Genomic DNA, 320 nt, shown 5'->3' with positions numbered 1-320 from the left:
AAAACACCATCTTAATGTCGAAATGAATCAACACTACAAAATTTGGAGCGATACATCGGGTTCGAACCGATGACCTCAACCTTGGCAAGGTTGCGCTCTACCAACTGAGCTAGTATCGCATTTTCATTCTTATTATCTCTTAACTTATCAAACTAAGAGAAAGAATGGAGGCGCCTCCCGGAGTCGAACCGAGGTCCACGGATTTGCAATCCGCTGCATAGCCACTCTGCCAAGGCGCCTTTAATAGTGATTTAAGAGAACAACTCTTTGTTCATCACTCTACTCAAAATGTAGAAGCTAGATAGATGGTGCCCCGGGCC

The 320-nt window shown here is 44.7% G+C and carries 2 tRNA genes; both read right to left on the bottom strand.

From position 1 onward, the window contains the following. Window positions 1–43: 43 nt before the first annotated feature. Window positions 44–119, bottom strand: a tRNA-Gly gene (locus AB4623_RS23930). A 46-nt stretch (window positions 120–165) separates the two neighbouring features. Beyond that, window positions 166–239 (bottom strand) — tRNA-Cys (locus tag AB4623_RS23925). Between the last annotated feature and the right edge of the window lie 81 nt (window positions 240–320).

It is taken from the genome of Vibrio sp. 10N.222.52.C12, assembly GCF_041474215.1.
Taxonomy (GTDB): domain Bacteria; phylum Pseudomonadota; class Gammaproteobacteria; order Enterobacterales; family Vibrionaceae; genus Vibrio; species Vibrio crassostreae_C.
Note: the sequence above shows the minus strand (reverse complement) of the source record. Positions and strands in the feature narration are given on the sequence as shown.